The 18125-nt window shown below is 71.2% G+C and carries 13 protein-coding genes; 3 read left to right on the forward strand and 10 right to left on the reverse strand.

Annotation, left to right across the window (positions count from 1 at the left end):
* Positions 1-134: 134 nt before the first annotated feature.
* The 3 genes from OG953_RS12355 to OG953_RS12365 are packed head-to-tail and all read left to right on the forward strand — an operon-like array spanning position 135 to position 2112.
* Complete coding sequence (locus tag OG953_RS12355; protein ID WP_405684153.1) at positions 135-662, forward strand: hypothetical protein; 528 nt, start codon at positions 135-137, stop codon at positions 660-662.
* Positions 659-1177 (forward strand): ferritin-like domain-containing protein, encoded by a 519-nt coding sequence (locus tag OG953_RS12360; protein ID WP_405684155.1) that lies wholly within the window; start codon positions 659-661, stop codon positions 1175-1177. Before OG953_RS12355 ends, OG953_RS12360 begins: the two co-directional genes overlap by 4 nt.
* A gap of 29 nt (positions 1178-1206) precedes the next feature.
* Positions 1207-2112: an aminoglycoside phosphotransferase family protein gene (locus tag OG953_RS12365; RefSeq protein ID WP_405684157.1), complete on the forward strand. Its 906-nt coding sequence runs from the start codon at positions 1207-1209 to the stop codon at positions 2110-2112.
* A gap of 63 nt (positions 2113-2175) precedes the next feature.
* On the opposite strand, the gene OG953_RS12370 is transcribed toward OG953_RS12365, so the two are convergent.
* From OG953_RS12370 to OG953_RS12415, 10 genes are all read right to left on the reverse strand, one after another.
* Complete coding sequence (locus OG953_RS12370) at positions 2176-3876, reverse strand: proline--tRNA ligase (RefSeq protein ID WP_405684159.1); 1701 nt, start codon at positions 3874-3876, stop codon at positions 2176-2178.
* Positions 3877-3956: 80 nt separating this feature from the next.
* Positions 3957-4526, reverse strand: coding sequence for a GNAT family N-acetyltransferase (locus OG953_RS12375; RefSeq protein ID WP_405684161.1), 570 nt, complete (start codon positions 4524-4526; stop codon positions 3957-3959).
* 64 nt (positions 4527-4590) lie between these two features.
* The gene (locus tag OG953_RS12380; RefSeq protein ID WP_405684163.1) at positions 4591-5436 is read right to left on the reverse strand and encodes a GNAT family N-acetyltransferase; all 846 of its coding nucleotides are present in this window, start codon (positions 5434-5436) and stop codon (positions 4591-4593) included.
* Positions 5437-5603: 167 nt separating this feature from the next.
* A complete protein-coding gene (gene ispG / locus OG953_RS12385; RefSeq protein WP_405684165.1) occupies positions 5604-6758 on the reverse strand; it encodes a flavodoxin-dependent (E)-4-hydroxy-3-methylbut-2-enyl-diphosphate synthase in 1155 nt (384 codons plus the stop codon).
* Between the two features lie 181 nt (positions 6759-6939).
* Entirely contained in the window at positions 6940-8250 is a 1311-nt protein-coding gene (locus OG953_RS12390) for a M50 family metallopeptidase (protein ID WP_405684166.1), read from the reverse strand.
* Positions 8247-9500: a 1-deoxy-D-xylulose-5-phosphate reductoisomerase gene (dxr, locus tag OG953_RS12395; RefSeq protein WP_405684167.1), complete on the reverse strand. Its 1254-nt coding sequence runs from the start codon at positions 9498-9500 to the stop codon at positions 8247-8249. Before dxr ends, OG953_RS12390 begins: the two co-directional genes overlap by 4 nt.
* A gap of 331 nt (positions 9501-9831) precedes the next feature.
* Positions 9832-11778 (reverse strand): acyl-CoA dehydrogenase family protein, encoded by a 1947-nt coding sequence (locus OG953_RS12400; protein WP_405684169.1) that lies wholly within the window; start codon positions 11776-11778, stop codon positions 9832-9834.
* Between the two features lie 355 nt (positions 11779-12133).
* Complete coding sequence (locus OG953_RS12405; RefSeq protein WP_405684171.1) at positions 12134-13579, reverse strand: aldehyde dehydrogenase family protein; 1446 nt, start codon at positions 13577-13579, stop codon at positions 12134-12136.
* A gap of 226 nt (positions 13580-13805) precedes the next feature.
* A complete protein-coding gene (locus OG953_RS12410; protein ID WP_405684173.1) occupies positions 13806-15392 on the reverse strand; it encodes a PucR family transcriptional regulator in 1587 nt (528 codons plus the stop codon).
* Positions 15393-15515: 123 nt separating this feature from the next.
* Positions 15516-17909: an ATP/GTP-binding protein gene (locus OG953_RS12415; RefSeq protein ID WP_405684174.1), complete on the reverse strand. Its 2394-nt coding sequence runs from the start codon at positions 17907-17909 to the stop codon at positions 15516-15518.
* Positions 17910-18125: the final 216 nt, after the last annotated feature.

Consider the following 18125-nt stretch of genomic DNA (forward strand, 5'->3'; position numbering starts at 1 on the left):
CGTGTCAGGTCAAAGGGTATCCGGTCCCGAGGGGTGTTGCCGTCCGCCTGCTCCGCTGCCGCGGGTACGCTCGCCTGCGGTGATCACTTCAGGACAGATCCAGTCAAGACAGGTCCAAGCCCGAAGGAGAACAAGTGCGGCGCACGGGGACGACGCGCAGAGGTGCGTTCACCGCGACGGGGGCGATCGCCATGGGGGCGGTGCTGGCCGGCTGCGGCGACGGGACCGGGACCCGGGAGGGCCCCGCACGGGCCGACGCGGCGACCGCGGCCGAGCAGGCCGCCGCCGCACGGGCGGAGAAGACGCTCCGGGAGGGTGCCGCGGGTACCAGCAGGGAACTGCTCGCCCGGTACGAACAGGTGGTCAGGGCCCATCCGGCGACCGCCGCCGGGCTCTCACCGCTGCGGGACGCCGTACGGGCCCATGCCAAGGCGCTGGCGCCCGATGGCGGCAAGACGCTCGTGTTCTCGCGGACACGCGCGACCGACGCCGAGGCCGCCCTCAAGGAGCTGGCCGCGGCGGAACGCCGCACCGCGGACGCCCACACGGCGACGCTGCTGAAAGCCCCGCCGGAACTGGCCCGGCTGCTGGCGTCGATCGCGGCGGCGGGCGCGGCCCATGCCTATCTGCTGACCGAACTGGCCAAGGAGACCTCGTCATGAGCGCCGGAACGCAGAAGGCGGCGCAGGCGGCCCTGGCCGCCGAACACGCGGCGGTGTACGGGTACGGGGTGGTCGGCGGCCGGGTCGCCGACGGCCGCCGGGCCGAGGCCACCGCGGCCTACCACGCGCACCGGGCCCGGCGCGATGCGCTGGCACGGACCGTGCGTGACCTGGGCGGTGAACCGGTGGCGGCTCAGGCCGCGTACGCTCTGCCGTTCGCGGTGCCGGACCCGGCTGCGGCGGTGCGGCTGGCCGCCCTGCTGGAGGACCGGGTCGCGGACGTGTACTCCGATCTCGTACGGGCCGCCGCGGGTCCGCTCAGGCGGGAGGCCGCGGATGCGCTGCGGGAGGCCGCGGTACGTGCGGTCCGCTGGCGGGGCAGCGGCGTACCCTTTCCCGGGCTCGCCGAGCGGACCGCCGACGGGACCGGCGCGACGACAGGGACGAATGCGAGCGCCGGGTCCGACGCGATCCGCGGGACCGATGTGACGAACGGGACCGGCGCAACGCACTGAAGAAGCTCTGAAAGGGAACAAAGCACGTTATGGGTTTCGAACCGCCGCAGCGTCTGGTGCGAGCGCTCGGCGAGTCGTACGGGGATGCGGCCGCCGCCGACTGGCTCGCGCAGCTTCCCGCACTGACCGAGGAAGCGCTGTCCTCGACCGGGCAGAAGCTGACCGTGGAACGGGTCGCCGCCCCCGGAGGCCGCAGCAGTCTGGTCCTGCTGGTGACATGCTCCGACGGCACCCCGGCCGCGCTGAAGATCGCTCCGTCCGGGGCCGCACCCGAGCTGGAGCAAGCGGCGCTCGCTCACTGGAACGGCTGGGGCGCGGTGCAGCTCCTCAACGGCGGCCCCGGCGCAATGCTGCTCGAACGGCTGCATCCCGAGGTGTCGCTGCGGTCACTGCCGGAGGCGAAGGCGCTGCTGGAGGCGGCGGGGACGGTGCGCCGGCTCTGGGTCGAGCCGCCGGCCGGCCACGGATTCGAGACGGTCGCCGAGCGGACCGGGCGCCGTACGGAGCCGATGCGCGCCTGCGCCGCGGCCGACCCGAGCCTGGAGCCGCTGGTCTCCGCGGCGCTCGCGGCGCGTGAGGAGCTTGTCGCCCACTCCCCCGAACTCCTGCTGCTGCACGGCAATTTCCGCCAGAGCAAGGTGCTCGCGGGCGAGCGGGTGCCTTGGCTGACGGTCGGGCCGGAGCCGCTGGTCGGTGAGCGGGCCTACGATCTGGCGCGCCTGGTGCGCGACCGCGTCGAGGACCTGATCGCCTCCCCCGGCGGCCCGGTGACGGCCCGGCGGCGGATCAAGAAGCTCGCCGATTCGCTGGACGTGGACCGGGAGCGGCTGCACGGCTGGACGCTGTTCCGCGCGGTGGAGTCGGGAACCCGGGCGCTGGCGGTCGGCCGTCGCCAGGAGGGCGAGCTGACGCTGGAGTTCGCAGGCTGGCTGTAAATGCCTCGCAATGCCGTAGGCCCCCGCGCGATGCGCGGGGGCCTACGGCATTGCGTTGCGGTGTCAGCCCTGAACGGTCAGGCGGGCGATCGCCTCGTCGACCGCGAGCTCCTCGCGCTCGCCCGTACGGCGGTCCTTGAGCTCGAGGACGCCCTCTGCCGAGCGGCGGCCGGCGACCAGGATCTTCGGGATGCCGATCAGCTCGGCGTCGGTGAACTTCACACCGGGCGAGACGCCCGCGCGGTCGTCGACCATGACCCGCACACCGGCGGCGGCAAGCTTCTCGGCGACGTCGAGGGCCAGCTCCGTCTGGAGCGCCTTGCCCGCCGCGACGACATGGACATCGGCCGGGGCGATCTCGCGGGGCCAGCACAGCCCCTGCTCGTCGGCGGTCTGCTCGGCGAGCGCGGCGACGGCGCGGGAGACGCCGATGCCGTAGGAGCCCATGGTGACCCGGACCGGCTTGCCGTTCTGGCCGAGCACATCGAGCTGGAAGGCGTCCGCGAACTTGCGGCCCAGCTGGAAGATGTGGCCGATCTCGATGGCGCGGTCCAGCTTGAGGCCGGTGCCGCACTTGGGGCACGGGTCGCCCGCCTCGACGACGACGACGTCGAGGTAGTCGTCGACCTCGAAGTCACGGCCGGCGACGACGTTCTTCGCGTGGGTGCCGGGCTTGTTCGCGCCGGTGATCCAGGCGGTGCCGGCGGCGATGCGCGGGTCGGCGATGTAGCGGACCTTCTCCAGACCCTGCGGGCCGACGTAGCCGCGTACCAGGTCGGGGCGGCCCTCGAAGTCCTCCGCGGTGACCAGTTCGACGACGGCGGGGGCGAGGTGCTCGCCGAGCTTGCCGAGGTCGACCTCGCGGTCGCCGGGCACGCCCACGGCGACGATCTCGCCGTCGACCTTGACCAGCAGGTTCTTCAGGGTCGCGGAGGCCGGGACGCCCAGGTGCGCGGCGAGCGTCTCGATGGTCGGGGTGTCGGGGGTGTCCAGCTCCTCGACGGGGCCGTGCGCCGAGCCGTCCACGGGGGTGGCCTCGAAGGTCACGGCCTCGGTGTTGGCGGCGTAGTCGCAGGCGGGGCAGTCCGCGAAGGTGTCCTCACCGGCCGGGGCGGGGGCCAGGAACTCCTCGGAGGCCGAGCCGCCCATCGCACCGGAGACGGCGGAGACGATGCGGTGGTCGAGGCCGAGCCGCTCGAAGATCCGGATGTAGGCGGCGCGGTGCAGCTGGTACGCCTCGATGAGCCCCTCGTCCGTGGTGTCGAAGGAGTACGAGTCCTTCATCTGGAACTCGCGGCCGCGCAGCACACCGGCGCGGGGGCGGGCCTCGTCCCGGTACTTGGTCTGGATCTGGTACAGGATCACGGGCAGATCCTTGTAGGACGTGATCTGATCCTTGACGACCTGGGTGAAGATCTCTTCGTGCGTGGGGCCGAGGAGGTACTCGGCGCCCTTGCGGTCCTTGAGCTTGAAGAGCAGATCGCCGTACTCGTGGTAGCGGCCGCTGGCGTCGTACGACTCCTTGGGGAGCAGCGCGGGCAGCAGCACTTCCTGGCCGCCGATGGCGTCCATCTCCTCGCGCACGACGCGGGTGATGTTCTCCAGGACCTTCTTGCCGAGCGGCAGCCAGGTCCAGATTCCGGCCGCTGTGCGACGTACGTATCCGGCCCGGACGAGCAGCTTGTGGTTGAGCGTCTCGGCGTCCGCCGGGTCGTCGCGCAGTGTCTTGATCATCAATCGGGACATGCGCTGGACCTGGGCCATGATGAACTCCTGCTCGGAAGGGTGATGTGCAGGAGGTTAGCCGGGTGGTACGGGTGGGCGGAAATCGATTGGCTTCCGTCCTAGCCCTTGCGACGCAGCGGAAGCGGGGCTCCCATCACCGCGTACGGCTTGGGAGCGCTGGGAAAGAGCACCTGCCGGGCCAGGTCCTGGTAGCCGAGACTGCGATAGAGACCACGTGCCGGGCTCTCCGTGTCGATCGCGGAGAGGATGGACCGGCGCTGGTCGACGGCGTCCGTGATGGCGGTGATCAGCGCGCGGCCGATGCCGCGGTTCTGGAACTTCGGCAGGACGTGCAGCTCGGTGATGACGAACGAGTCGTCGAGCCAGTGCGCGGAGCCGGTGGCGCGGAGGTAGGGCTCGACGACGGTGGACCACCACTGACCGCGTTCGTTCGGCATGCCGTAGACGAAGCCGACGAGCCGGCCGCCCGGGGTGGTGGCGCCCAGCGCGCGGGCGCAGGGGTGGTCGAGGTGTCTGAGGACGATGTGGCGCCGTACCTCGATCTCTTCCGGTCCCAGGCCGAAGGCGACAGCCTGCACCGCGAGCGCCTCGTCCACGCGCGCGGCAAGATCGATCGGTCCGATCCGGATGCTGGGAGTGTGGGGGCCGCCCCCGGAAACTGCTGCCATGCGCCGACCCTACTGGCCCGGGTGGGGTGGGTGGTACGGGTCGGTGGCACCGGCCGCCGACCGGTCAGAACAGCACGCTCATGAACGCGCCGGCCTCGCGGAAGCCGACCCTGGCGTAGGCCTTGCGCGCAGGGGTGTTGTAGTCGTTCACGTACAGGCTGACGACGGGTGCGACATCGGCCAGTGCGTAGCGCAGGACCGCCGCCATCCCGGTCTCGGAGAGTCCTCGGCCGCGGTGTTCGGGGGCGACCCAGACACCCTGGATCTGGCAGGCCTGCGGGGTGGCCGCACCGATCTCCGCCTTGAAGACGACCCGGCCGTCCTCGATCCGGGCGAACGAGCGGCCGGCGCCGATGAGCTCGGCGACGCGCGCCTGGTAGAGGAGTCCGCCGTCGCCCGCGAGCGGGGAAATGCCGACCTCCTCGGTGAACATCGCCACGCAGGCCGGCATCAGGACGTCCATCTCGTCCTTGCGGATCCGGCGGACCAGGGGGTCTGGGGTGACCTCGGCGGACGGGCTCTCGGTGACCATGAGCGGCTGATGGGCCCGGACCTCGCGGGCGGGGCCCCAGCCGGTTTCGAGGAGCCGCCACAGCTGGGTGGTGGGCTCTGCGGGGCCGACGATCGAGGAGCAGCGTCGGCCGACCCGGCGGGCCCGGTCGGCGAATGCCCTGACGGCCTCGGGGGTGGCGCAGATCGGTACGAGGTTGGCGCCCGAGTAGCACAGCGAGCGCAGCCGCCCATCGGCGTACCAGCCCCACATCTCGCCGCCGAGGCGCCAGGGATCGAGACCTGCGATCCGGACCCGGGACGTCACGAAGGCATTGACGACGGGTTCGCTCTCCAGGATGGCGAGAGCGGCGCCGAGGTCGCTGGGTTCGAGGACCCGGGTGGTGGTCTGCGTCAACACGAGGGGGCCTCACCATGCGGTCTGCTGATTTCCGCACTGTACCCAAAGAGGCTCATCGGCGCCGCCCGTGCCCGGGAACAGCGGCTGCGGGGGCCCGTGAGGTCGCTCACGACGGCGCCCCGCCGGGCGGTTTTCGTCCGGCGGGGCGCGGTGGTGCGAGTTCTGGTTCAGCTGATGGAGACCTGGGGCTCGCCCGAGGCGATGCCGTCCTTCTCCATCTGCTCGGCGATCTTCAGGGCTTCTTCGATCAGCGTCTCGACGATCTTCGATTCGGGCACGGTCTTGATGACCTCGCCCTTCACGAAGATCTGCCCCTTGCCGTTCCCGGAAGCGACACCCAGGTCCGCCTCACGGGCCTCACCCGGACCGTTGACGACGCAGCCCATCACGGCCACCCGCAAGGGCACCTCCATGCCCTCAAGACCCGCACTGACCTCATCCGCCAGCTTGTACACATCCACCTGCGCCCGACCGCACGACGGACACGACACGATCTCCAGCCGCCGCTGCTTCAGATTCAGCGACTCCAGAATCTGCAGCCCGACCTTGACCTCCTCGGCCGGCGGCGCCGACAGCGACACCCGGATCGTGTCCCCGATCCCCTCGCTCAGCAGCGCACCGAACGCCACCGCCGACTTGATCGTGCCCTGGAACGCCGGCCCCGCCTCCGTCACACCCAGATGCAGCGGATAGTCGCACTGCGCCGCCAGCTGACGGTACGCATTGACCATCACCACCGGATCGTTGTGCTTCACCGAGATCTTGATGTCCCGGAAACCGTGCTCCTCGAAGAGCGACGCCTCCCACAACGCCGACTCCACCAACGCCTCCGGAGTCGCCTTCCCGTACTTCTTCAGCAGCCGCGCATCCAGCGAACCGGCATTCACACCGATCCGGATCGGCGTACCCGCATCCTTCGCGGCCCGCGCGATCTCCTTCACCTTGTCGTCGAACTGCTTGATGTTCCCCGGATTCACCCGCACCGCCGCACAGCCCGCATCAATCGCAGCGAACACATACTTCGGCTGGAAATGAATGTCCGCGATCACCGGGATCTGCGACTTCTTCGCGATCGTCGCCAGCGCGTCCGCATCGTCCTGCGTCGGACACGCCACCCGCACGATCTGACAGCCCGACGCCGTCAGCTCCGCGATCTGCTGCAACGTCGCACCGATGTCCGACGTACGCGTCGTGGTCATCGACTGCACCGACACCGGCGCATCCCCGCCGACCGCAACCGACCCGACCTGGATCTGGCGGCTGACCCTCCGGTCGGCGAGCTTGGTCGGAACGGACGGCATTCCGAGAGAAATCGCAGTCATGCGCTGAGCATCCCCAAGGTGTGGATCAAGGTCCCGAGATCGGCGGGCTCCGGGTTTCGAGGTTACGGCACCGGCGACACCCCGGAGCACACCGCGTCCGGGAGCGCCGCGCAATGGGGCGGGCCCGTACACACACTGTGTGCCGGGCCGTCACCCATGGTTCACGGGGCCGGTCGGGAGATCAGGAGATCTTGACCGGGTTGACGATGTCGGCCACCAGCACCAGCAGTGTGAAGCAGATGAAGACACCTGCGACGACATAGGCGACCGGCATCAGTTTGGCCACGTCGAAGGGGCCCGGGTCGGGGCGCCTGAAGACCCGTGCCACATTGCGGCGCAGGGCCTCCCAGAGCGCTCCGGCGATGTGCCCGCCGTCGAGCGGCAGCAGGGGCAGCATGTTGAAGAGGAACAGCGAGAGGTTGAAGCCGGCCAGCAGGAACAGCATCATCGCGATCTGGTTCTGCGCCGGTACGTCGAGCGTCATCACCTCGCCGCCGATCCTGGCCGCACCGACCACGCCGACCGGGGAGTCCGCTGCTCGCTCACCGTCGCCGAAGGCGGCGTCCCACAGATCCGGGATCTTGGAGGGCAGGGCGATCATCGAGTCGACGCCACTCTCGATCATGTCTCCCATGCGAACGACCGAGTCGCCGAAGGAGAGCGGAACGATCTCGGTCTGGGCGGCGAAGCCGAGGTAGCCGGCCGTCACGTACTCACCGGGGATCACCTCTCCCTTGGAGTCCTTCTTCGCCACCGCGTTCTTCTTCAGCACCGCGTGGAGGGTCTGTTCCTGGCCGTCGCGCTGGACCGTGATCGTGGCGGGGCCGATGGTGTCGCGGATCTTGTCGGAGAGCGTGGCCCAGTCGTCGACCTTCTGGCCGTCGAAGGCGACGATCTTGTCGCCCTTCTTGAGTCCTGCGGCCTGTGCGGGCGAGACCGGGTCGGACTTCTTGCAGGTGTCGCGGTTCTCGCTCTGGGCGATCACGCACTTCTGGACACCCGCCACCTCGGTGGTCTGGGTCTGGAAGCCGAAGGTCATCGCCACACCGAGGAAGATCGCGACGGCGAGGACCAGGTTCATGAACGGTCCGGCGAACATCACGATGACGCGCTTCCACGGCTTGCGCGTGTAGAAGAGCCGCTTCTCGTCACCCGGTTCGAGCTCTTCGAAGGCCGCGGACCTGGCGTCCTCGATCATGCCGCGCCACGGTGAGGTGGACCGCGCCTCCAGGCGCCCGTCCGGTCCCGGCGGGAACATGCCGATCATGCGGATGTAGCCGCCGGCCGGGATGGCCTTGATCCCGTATTCGGTGTCGCCCTTCTTCCGCGACCAGATCGTCGGACCGAAGCCGACCATGTACTGGGGGACGCGGATACCGAAGAGCTTCGCCGTCGAGAGGTGGCCCAGCTCGTGCCAGGCGATCGAGAACAGCAGCCCGATGACGAAGACGACGATGCCCAGAATCGTCAACAGGACCGTCGTAATACTCATGCGCGCGCCTCCGCTGTCGCTTTCGCCGAGAGTTCACGGGCCCGGGCGCGTGCCCAGGTCTCCGCTTCGAGGACGTCTGCGACCGTGAGCGAAGTTCCCGTGGCGGGGGTGCCGTGTTCGGCCACCACCGCCGTGACCGTATCCATGATTCCGTTGAACGGCAGCCGTCCTGCCAGGAATGCGTCGACGCATTCCTCGTTCGCGGCGTTGAACACGGCCGGGGCGGTGGCGCCGAGCGTGCCCACGTGCCTGGCCAGTCCCACGGACGGGAAGGCCTCGTTGTCGAGGGGGAAGAATTCCCAGCTGGACGCCTTCGACCAGTCGAAGGCCGGTGCGGCGTCCGGGATGCGCTGGGGCCAGCCGAGGCCGATGGCGATCGGGCCCCTCATGTCCGGGGGTGTGGCCTGGGCGAGGGTGGAGCCGTCGGTGAACTCCACCATGGAGTGAACGTACGACTGGGGGTGGACCACGACCTCGATCCGCTCGAACGGAATGTCGTAGAGCAGATGTGCCTCGATGACCTCCAGTCCCTTGTTGACCAGGGTGGCGGAGTTGATCGTGATGACCGGTCCCATGGCCCAGGTCGGGTGCGCGAGGGCCTCCTCGCGGGTGACGCTCACGAGCTCGCTCCTGGTTCGTCCCCGGAAGGGGCCGCCGGACGCTGTGACGACGAGCTTGCGTACGTCGGCCCTGGTCCCGGCGGCGAGCGCCTGGAAGAGGGCGGCGTGCTCGGAGTCGACCGGGATGATCTGGCCGGGCTCGGCCAGCGCCTTGACCAGCGGGCCGCCGACGATCAGCGACTCCTTGTTGGCCAGGGCGAGCGTGCGGCCCGCTTCGAGTGCGGCGAGTGTGGGGGCGAGACCGATCGATCCGGTGATTCCGTTGAGCACGGTGTGGCAGTCGCCGGCGGCGAGCTGGGTGGCGGCCTCGGGCCCTGCCAGGATCTCGGGGAGCGGCTCGCCCGCCCCGTACTGCTCGCGCAGCGCCTCGCGGAGGGCCGGTACGGCGTCCGGTGCGGCGACGGCCACGGTACGCACCCGCAGCTGCCGCGCCTGCTCGGCGAGGAGTGCGACCCGGCCGCCCGCGGCGGAGAGCGCGGTCACGCGGAAGCGGTCGGGGTTGCGCAGCACCAGGTCGATGGCCTGGGTGCCGATGGAGCCGGTGGAGCCGAGGATGACGAGATCCCGGGGGCCTTCCGTGGCATCGAAGACGACGTGCGGGTCGGCGAGGGGGGCAGGGCTGTCGCTCATGCCCCCCATTGTTGCCGCATCGGCTGTGAGTGTGGACAGTGCGTCCCCCGCGCCGGGCCGGCGCTGTCCGCCCGGGGCCGATCTCAGCCGCCCTTGGCGCGGAACCTCGCCCACCGGGCCGCCGTGATCCGTGGAGTCGCCGGGGGCGGTCATTTCGACATGGGGTGAGCGGTGCCGTTCGCGGCGGCGGCCAGGAACAGGGCACGCGCGGTGATGGACTTGGAGCCGGGGATGTGGATGACGGTCACGAACCGTCATCCTGCCGTACCCCCGCACGGCCGGGCGGGGTACGTCCGGTGAGTGGACGTGCGCCCGCCCGGTGGTCCGCGGTTCAGCGAACGGGGCGGTGGACGTTGTCCCGGACGGACGGCCCGGGAGTGGCGTCGGCGATCCACGGGCCTTCGCCGCTCGGATCGATGATGCCTTCCTCCAGCCAGGTGTACGCACCGGACAGAACGCCGTCGACCACACGCCGGTCCAGGTCGTCGGTGTTGGACCACAGGCGGGTGAAAAGTTCCTCGACCCGGACGCGGGACTGGCGGCAGAAGGTGTCGGCGAGCCGGTAGGCCTCGCGGCCGTGGTCGCCGGAGGAGCGCAGCAGTTCGGCGCGGACGCAGGCGGCGCTCATCGCGAAGAGTTCCGCGCCGATGTCGACGATCCTGCCGAGGAAGCCCTGCTTGGTCTCCATCCGGCCCTGCCAGCGCGACATGGCGTAGAAGGTGGAGCGCGCGAGCTTGCGGGCGGAGCGTTCGACGTAGCGCAGATGGGTGGACAGGTCCGGGTGTCCGGTTGGGTTGAATTCCCCGTACGTACGCGGGAGTTGTCCTGGCCCTGCGACAAGCTTGGGCAGCCAGCGGGCGTAGAAGCCGGCCGCGTTCGCGCCCGCTTTCGCCTTGGCGGAAAGGGGTTTGTCGGGGTCGATGATGTCCCCCGCGACCTTCAGATGGGCGTCGACGGCCTCACGGGCGATCAGCAGATGCATGATCTCGGTGGAGCCCTCGAAGATCCGGTTGATCCGCAGATCGCGCAGGAGCTGTTCGGCGGGGACGGCCCGTTCGCCGCGGGCGGCGAGGGACGCGGCTGTCTCGAAGCCCCGGCCGCCCCGGATCTGGACCAGTTCGTCGGCCATCAGACAGCCCATCTCGGAGCCGTACAGCTTGGCGAGGGCCGCTTCGATCCGGATGTCGTTGCGGTTCTCGTCCGCCATCTGGGAGGAGAGATCGACCACCGCTTCGAGCGCGAAAGTGGTTGCGGCGATGAAGGAGATCTTGGCGCCGACGGCCTCGTGCCGGGCGACCGGCCTGCCCCACTGCTCACGGACCGCCGACCACTCGCGGGCGATCTTCAGACACCACTTCCCGGCGCCGACGCACATGGCGGGCAGGGAGAGCCGTCCCGTGTTGAGCGTGGTGAGTGCGATCTTGAGCCCTGCGCCTTCGGGGCCGATGCGGTTCGCGGCCGGGACCCGGACCCGGTGGAAGCGGGTGACGCCGTTCTCGAGGCCGCGCAGGCCCATGAAGGCGTTGCGGTTCTCGACGGTGATGCCCGGGGAGTCCGCCTCGACGACGAAGGCCGTGATGCCGCCCTTGTGGCCTTCCGACTTCGGGACGCGGGCCATCACGACGAGGAGGTCGGCGACGACACCGTTGGTCGTCCACAGCTTCACACCGTCGAGGATGTAGTCCGGTCCCTCCGGAACCGCCGAGGTGGCGAGCCTGGCCGGGTCGGAGCCGACGTCCGGTTCGGTGAGCAGGAACGCCGAGATGTCGGTGCCGGCCAGCCGGGGCAGGAAGGTGTCCTTCTGTTCCTGGCTGCCGAAGAGTTTCAGTGGCTGCGGTACGCCGATGGACTGGTGGGCGGAGAGCAGTGCACCGATCGCGGGGCTGACGGAGCCGACCAGGGCGAGGGCCTTGTTGTAGTAGACCTGGGTGAGGCCGAGGCCGCCGTACTTCGGGTCGATCTTCATCCCGAGCGCGCCGAGTTCCTTGAGGCCGTTGATCACCTCGTCGGGAATCCTCGCCTCACGCTCGATGAGGGCGCTGTCGATCCTGGTTTCGCAGAAGTCGCGCAGCCGGGCGAGGAACGCCTCGCCGCGCCGGACGTCGTCCGCGGCCGGCAGCGGATGCGGATGGATCAGGTCGAGCCGGAAGCGCCCGAGGAAGAGTTCCTTGGCGAAACTGGGCTTGTGCCAGTCCTGTTCGCGCGCGGCCTCGGCCACTTGGCGCGCTTCACGCTCGGTGACCTTGGGCGTGTTCTTCGGAGCGGATGGTGCGGACATGAGGAGCTCACCTCGCCGCGTTGTGGGGTGGGCGGACGCGGCCGGTCCGCGCGGAGCGCGCATGGGCGCCTGCCGAGCCGTACCAACCGGTGCTACTTGTCCTGATGTACCCGATTACCGGCACTCCCACCATCCCCCGGACGCCGATCGGGTCGGTAGCCACTCCACTGGTCAGCCCCGCGGTGACAGGGCTGCCGGGCCGTGAACGGGGATCGGTCCGGTGGCGCACGGGGCGAGCAGAAACGGCCGGAGCCCCCGCACAGTGGGCTCCGGCCGTTCATCTGCCGCCTGCTGTCGTGCTGTCCAGGCGGATCACAGGCGGCGCTGGTGGATCGGTTCGATCCGGTTCGCGGACCTACAGGGCGAGGCCGGTGAGGACCAGCACGCGCTCGTAGGTGTAGTCGTCCATGGCGTAGCGGACGCCCTCGCGGCCGACGCCGGACTGCTTGGCGCCGCCGTACGGCATCTGGTCCGCGCGGTAGGAGGGAACGTCGCCGATGATCACGCCGCCGACCTCGAGGGCGCGGTGGGCACGGAACGCCGTCTGCAGGTCGTGCGTGAACACACCTGCCTGCAGGCCGTACTTGGAGGAGTTGACAGCTGCGAACGCCTCGGCCTCGCCGTCCACCTTCTGCACGGACAGCACCGGTCCGAAGACCTCCTCGTTGGAGAGGGTGACGCCGTCCGGGAGCTCCGCGAGCACGGTCGGCGCGTAGGTGGCACCGTCCCGCTTGCCGCCGGTGAGCAACTGGGCGCCGGCCTGCACGGCCTCGTCGACCCAGGACTCGACGCGCTTGGCGGCGTCCTCGTTGACCAGCGGGCCGACGTCGGTGGCGGCGTCGGACGGGTCGCCGGTGACCTGGGCCTCGACGGCCGCGACGATCTTCGGGAGGAGCCGGTCGTAGACCGCGGCGTCCGCGATGACCCGCTGCACCGAGATGCAGGACTGGCCGCCCTGGTAGTTGGAGAAGGTCGCGATACGGGTCGCGGCCCAGTCCAGGTCCTCGTCGGAGGCGTAGTCGCCGAGGACGACCGCGGCGCCGTTGCCGCCGAGCTCCAGCGTGCAGTGCTTGCGCGGCACCGACTCCATGATCGAGTAGCCGACGGGGCCGGAACCGGTGAAGGAGATGACGGGCAGGCGCTCGTCCTGGACCAGGGCAGGCATCCGGTCGTTGGGGACCGTCAGCACGGACCACGAGCCGGCCGGCAGGTCGGTCTCGGCCAGCAGCTCGCCCAGGATCAGCGACGAGATCGGGGTGGCCGGGGCGGGCTTCAGGATGATCGGGGCGCCGACGGCGATGGCCGGGGCCACCTTGTGGGCGCTCAGGTTCAGCGGGAAGTTGAACGGTGCGATGCCGAGGACCGCGCCGCGGGGGAAACGCCGGGTCAGGCCGAGGCGGCCGGTGCCACCGGCATCGGTGTCGAGGCGCTGGGCGTCGCCGCCGTTGAAGCGGCGGGCCTCCTCGGAGGCGAACCGGAACACGGAGACGGCACGGCCGACCTCGCCGCGCGCCCACTTGATGGGCTTGCCGTTCTCCGCGGAGATCAGCTGGGCGATCTCCTCCGTGCGCTCCACCAGGCGCCGTACGACGTGATCGAGCGCGGCGGCCCGGACGTGGGCCGGGGTCGCGGCGAACTCCTCGCGCACGGCGTGCGCGGCCGCGACGGCCTCCTCGATCTGCGCGTCGGTCGGCACGCTGACGGTGCCGACGAGACGGCCGTCCCAGGGGTTGGTGACGTCGAAGCTGTCCTCGCCGGTGGCCTGGCGGCCGGCGAGCCAGAAGGCGTGGGTGGAAGTCATGGAGGTTCCGGCCCTTCGGAGTCGTGGGGTGTACGCCCCCACCGTAGGGCCGCACGGCCGGGCCAGCGTTTGTCCGGCGTGGAGCAGAACGCGGCGGGTACACGCCGGTTTGTCGGATGCGTCGGCGTGAGCGGGGCGCATGGCCTTCCGGCAACGGCTACGGCACCGGCGTCGACGTGCAGCTCGTTGACCTTCCGCGACCTTCCGCCGACGGCAACGGCAACCGCTACGACTCCGGCGCCGACGGGGAGCTCGTGGCCTTCAGTGCCAGCCACAGCTCCATCCGGACGTCAGGATCGTCCAGTGAGCGGCCCAGGATCTCCTCCACCCGGCGCATCCGGTAGCGCAGGGTGTGGCGGTGCACGCCCAGGTCCGCCGCGGCCGCGTCCCACTGGCCGTGGTGGGAGAGCCAGGCCCGCAGCGAGGCGACCAGGTCGCCGCGGCCCTTGGCATCGTGTTCGTGCAGGGCGCGGAGCATTCCGTCGGCGAAGGCCCGTACGGCGTCGTCCGCGAGCAGCGGCAGTACCGAGCCGGCCGCCAGCTCCTCGTGCTCGACCAGTGCCCTGCCCCGGCGGCGGGCCACCGACAGGGCCTGCTCCGCCTGCTTGTACGCGGCGGAGACGGCGATGGGGCCCGCCGGTGCGGACAGACCGACGACCACTTGGCCCTCCTCCGCCGTCGCCGGTTCGCGCGGGGGCCGCGCCTCCTGGGCCTCCTGGGCCTCCGCGTACGCCGCGCAGGCCGCGACCGCCGCTCCGCCGTCCGCGGCCAGGACGACGAGCCGTTCGCCCTCGGGCACCGCCAGCAGGGTCTCGCCGGTCCGGAAGGCCGCCGCCTCCATCGCCTCGCCGAGCGGGGCCGGTGTCGAAGGGGCGGACGCCTCCGCGATGAGCAGCCGGAACGGGGCGTCGAGCAGCCCGCCGTACAGATCCCCGGCGACGGCCCGTGCGTGGTCCGGCTGGCCGGCGAGCAGCATGCGCAGCACCGCCGCGCCCAGTCGCTGCTCCGCGCCCTGGAGGGCCCGGGAGCGGGCGGTGGTCAGGGTCAGCAGCGCGACCGCCGAGTGCACGGCGTACCGCTCGGCGGTGCCCAGTGCCGCGCCGGTACCGACGGCCAGCGCGCCCCGGACCCGGCGGCCGGTGCCCAGGGACTGGAGCTCGACCCGGTCGTCGGTGTCGCCGACGACCATGCTGGCCGGGGCGGGACGCTCCCGCAGCCGTTCCACATCGGGGGTGAGCCGGGCGGCCCGGCGGGCGGCCCAGTCGGGGGCCGCGGCGACGACCGCGCCGGAGGCGTCGTACAGCGCCGCCCAGCCGTCGACATGCGCGGCGAGCCGGGTGAGGATTTCGCCGGGGCCGTCGCCCGCGAGTGCGGCCTTCGTCAGCTCACGCTGGGCCTCGAACCCCGCTGTCACCGCCCGGTACTGATCTGCGGCGATCTCCGACGACACGGCCTTGGCGATGGCGAGGAACGGGGTGCGGCGCGGCACTTCGAGAAGCGGCAGTCCCGCTTCCTCGGCAGCGTCGATCAGCGCCTGTGGTACGTCGTCGTAGTGGACGCCGACGGCGAAGCCCAGCCCGACGACTCCGGCCCCGGCCAGCCGCCGCACGTACCGCCGCATCGCCTCGGGGTTCCCGGCGTCGAGGTTGGTGGCGGTGACGAGCAGGAGCTCACCGCCCTCCATGTACGGGACGGGGTCGGTCAGCTCGCTGGCGTGCGCCCAGCGGATGGGCGCGTCGAGCCGGTCCGCCCCCGCACGCACCGTGAGTTTGAGCGCCGAATGCTGGACGAGCGAGGCGAGAGTGGGGGGCATGGGGACCGCGGGACCTCAAGGAGTCGATTTTCGCCGTCCCGTATGAACGGCTCCTACCGATTCTGCCAGGGCGGCAGGGTCCGCCATAACCGCTCCGGCGCCGCGGGCCACTCTGCGTACCGCTCAGCCGTTCAGATCCACCAGCAAGGGCGGCGCGTGCTCCCCCCGTACGGTCGTCAGGGACAGCACCGCGTGTCCGGCCGGTACCCGGTGGGCCAGTTCGGAGGCCGACCAGCGTTCCCGCTCGACCTGGCGCACGGTCACCGCGTCCGTGGTGACCGCCTTGCCGGTGACCAGTTTGCGGAAGGCATGGATGGCCCGGGTCATCGGCTGGTCGGCGAAGACGGTGCGCTGGGTGACGTCGCGGGTCTCGACCCACTCCGTTCCCCAGGCCTCGGCGAACTTCTTCCCGTCCCACGTCGTGATTCCGGAGAACGCCATCCGACAGCCGACCGCACCGAGCAGCGCCGTGTGCAGTTGCTCCGGTACGTCGTCGAGGGTGCGCAGGGTGAGTACGGCCCCGGCGTGCGCGGAGCGCAGCCGCTGGATTCCGCGGACGGTGTCGGCGGTCAGGGTGTGGGTCGCGTCGTCGAGGACCAGACAGGCGAAGAGGGAACGGTCGGTACGGGCCGCGGCGCTCGCGGTGAACTGGGCGAGTACCAGACGTGCCAGTACCCGGGACGCCTCGGCGTGGCCGCGTTCGGGCAGATCGATACGGACCCGGAGCGGGTGTTCCAGGGCACGCAGCGAGAAGGGGCGGGCCTTGCCCGTGGTGTCGAAGAACTCGGTGAAGGCGGGCCGGTCGAGCAGGGCGACGCGGTCGGCGAGAGCCGGGCCCGGGTCGCCGGGCGCACCGGACTGGCGGGCGCGGCCGTCGAGTTCGCGCTGCATGCCGGGGTGTCCCGTCGCGTCGAGTGCCTCCCGCAGGGCGGCGAGGGCACCGGGCACACCGTCCAGGAGTTCCCGCAGCTCCGGTACGGAGGGGAAACGGCCGTGGGCGGCCCGGAAGGGGCCGAGGAGCTGGGCGAGGGCCGTGGCGGCGCGTCTGCTGTCCACCTCGGGGAGGTCGCCGACCAGACCGTCGGCGAGGACGGTCGCGGCCTCGTCGGGGTCGGTGGTGCCGCCGTACAGATCGAGATCGTGCACGGATGACGGGTCGCCGACCTTGATGACGACGTCGAACCCCTGGTCGCCGCCGAGCTGGGTGCCGGCGGCGCACACGGCGACGACGGCGGCCTGTCCGGCGAGCGCCTGCAGTGCGAGGGATTCGACGACGGGCCGGATCAGTGCCCGGCTCTTGCCCGCGCCGGGCGGGCCGACCGCGAGCAGGGACGTGCCCAGCAGCCCGGGATCGAGGGCGATGCCGCTGCCGCGGCGGGCGTACGGATTGCGCTCGCCGCCCTCGACGGTGCCGAGCCTGACCTGCTGGACCAGCAGATCGTGCCGGGCGGCGCGGACCGGGAGGTCACGTGCGCCGGAGGGGTGGGTACAGGCGGCGGAGCCGTTGCGCAGCACGGTGTCGGTGAAGGCGGAGAGCCTGGAGTGGTCGGCGCGCACGGACGTCCAGGCGCGGCGGATACGGGCGTAGTCGACATCGTTCATCCGCCCGGACCGGGTTTCCCTGGCGAGCGCGGCGGCGGCCTGGTGCTGTCCGGCGGCACGCAGATCCGGCCATTCGGCCGGGTCCTCCTCGCTGCCTTCGACGATGGCGTCCGCACCGCCGGGCGCGTGCGGCTTCGCCGGGTCGCGGCCGTCCCGGCCCGGTGCCGGCTGCGGGGACCGGCCGCGGCGCCACGCCTCGGTCCAGCGCCCCAGCCCGGCGAACGGCCACACGATCAGCAGGGTGAGCACGACGTACAGCCCGTAGCTGATCACCGGGGACATCGGCTGGTCGGGGCCCAGCCAGGAGCCGGGAACCAGGCCGAAGGCCAGCCCCATCCCCGGCACGGTCCCGTTCCAGACGAGGATCCAGACCAGCAGCGCACCGATCGCCGCACCGCCCGCCCGTGCGGCGGCCCCCCTGGCGGCGACGCACCTCTCGAAGGCGGCCGGCCAGTTGCCCAGCCGGCCGAATCCGTAGACGAGGCCCCCGATGATCAGCAGACGGTAGATGTCGAGCGCACGGACCGCGCCCCGGGTCTGCGGCTCGTCGCCGAACGGCCCCCACCAGTCGCCGGGGGTGAAGAGCTTCAGCGGAACCCGCCAGTACGGGATGTAGTTGTTGCGCCAGAGCGACCAGACGAGGATGCAGGCCAGCAGCGAGATCACCGCGCCGCTCACCAGCGTGCGGTCCGGGGTGCGCTCCTCCTCCTCGGCGGGCCGGGGGGCATGGCCGAGCCGCCAGACACCGGGTTCCGCGGCGGGCCTCGGGGTGCGGAGCCAGTCCCCGAGGGAGGGGCCGGAGGCGGGGGCGTAGCCCGGCCTGGGCGGCAGTCCGGGCGGTGGCGGGCCGGCCGGGCGCGGCACCGGATGACCGGAGCGGGTGTCGGGTGATTCGTACGTGCCCTCGGTGTCCATGTGCTGTCCCTCGTCCCCTGACCAGCGCCGACCGGTAACTCCGGGCGCAGGCGCCCGAAGTCATCAATCTAGTGCCCCGTACCACCCCGTCAGACGCGGTCCGGCGATAAGCCTTCGCCCGTGCCCCAGGGCCTTTCGTCCCGCCCGCGCACCGCCGCAGCCCGGCCCCCGCACCCCGTCGCTATGTCCGTGGAGGACAACCGCGCCCGGTCACCA

It is taken from the genome of Streptomyces sp. NBC_00057 (assembly GCF_045041165.1).
Classification (GTDB): Bacteria; Actinomycetota; Actinomycetes; order Streptomycetales; family Streptomycetaceae; genus Streptomyces.

What these genes read in the sequence shown, in the direction of transcription:
- dxr (WP_405684167.1), bottom strand. Translation starts at nt 9,500, where the DNA reads ATGAGCGACAGCCCTGCCCCCCTCGCCGACCCGCACGTCGTCTTCGAT.
- OG953_RS12390 (WP_405684166.1), bottom strand. Translation starts at nt 8,250, where the DNA reads ATGAGTATTACGACGGTCCTGTTGACGATTCTGGGCATCGTCGTCTTC.
- OG953_RS12365 (WP_405684157.1), top strand. Translation starts at nt 1,207, where the DNA reads ATGGGTTTCGAACCGCCGCAGCGTCTGGTGCGAGCGCTCGGCGAGTCG.
- OG953_RS12405 (WP_405684171.1), bottom strand. Translation starts at nt 13,579, where the DNA reads ATGACTTCCACCCACGCCTTCTGGCTCGCCGGCCGCCAGGCCACCGGC.
- OG953_RS12370 (WP_405684159.1), bottom strand. Translation starts at nt 3,876, where the DNA reads ATGGCCCAGGTCCAGCGCATGTCCCGATTGATGATCAAGACACTGCGC.
- OG953_RS12360 (WP_405684155.1), top strand. Translation starts at nt 659, where the DNA reads ATGAGCGCCGGAACGCAGAAGGCGGCGCAGGCGGCCCTGGCCGCCGAA.
- OG953_RS12400 (WP_405684169.1), bottom strand. Translation starts at nt 11,778, where the DNA reads ATGTCCGCACCATCCGCTCCGAAGAACACGCCCAAGGTCACCGAGCGT.
- OG953_RS12410 (WP_405684173.1), bottom strand. Translation starts at nt 15,392, where the DNA reads ATGCCCCCCACTCTCGCCTCGCTCGTCCAGCATTCGGCGCTCAAACTC.
- OG953_RS12375 (WP_405684161.1), bottom strand. Translation starts at nt 4,526, where the DNA reads ATGGCAGCAGTTTCCGGGGGCGGCCCCCACACTCCCAGCATCCGGATC.
- ispG (WP_405684165.1), bottom strand. Translation starts at nt 6,758, where the DNA reads ATGACTGCGATTTCTCTCGGAATGCCGTCCGTTCCGACCAAGCTCGCC.
- OG953_RS12415 (WP_405684174.1), bottom strand. Translation starts at nt 17,909, where the DNA reads ATGGACACCGAGGGCACGTACGAATCACCCGACACCCGCTCCGGTCAT.